The 382-nt window shown below is 51.3% G+C and carries 1 protein-coding gene; it reads left to right on the forward strand.

Going from position 1 to position 382, the window contains the following annotated elements; genetic code table 11:
* The coding region (locus BTA35_RS18165) for a DUF2971 domain-containing protein (RefSeq protein ID WP_161489904.1) at nt 1–382 on the forward strand (382 nt) is incomplete at both ends.

Below are 382 nucleotides of genomic sequence, written 5' to 3' on the forward strand. Positions count from 1 at the left end.
GCTTATTTCTGCGAACAAGCGGCGAAAAAGCGCCCTGCCATTGAGAAGCAGATGCGCCAAAAGCAGCAGCCAAAAACGAAGAAGCTCCCCGATCCTGCAAAATTAGAATCCTTGGCGCTGTGTCGTCTGTTCAGCTCGCCGATTAACCCTCTGTTGTGGGAGCGTTACAGCGATCAGTATCGTGGTTTTGTGGTGGAGTTAGACGCAGGCCACAAATACTTTATCCACAACCTGTTTAAAGAGCAGCCTCAATTGCTGCGGCCTGTGGTGTATAGCGATGAGCGCCCGTCAGAGCGTTCACCAATTCAGCCTTTTCCGTCGCTGTTTCATCGAGCACAAGTTTGGAACCAAGAGCAGGAGTATCGCTTGGTACGCCCAAAGT

This window comes from Oceanospirillum linum, assembly GCF_001995095.2.
GTDB classification, from domain to species: Bacteria; Pseudomonadota; Gammaproteobacteria; order Pseudomonadales; family Halomonadaceae; genus Oceanospirillum; species Oceanospirillum linum.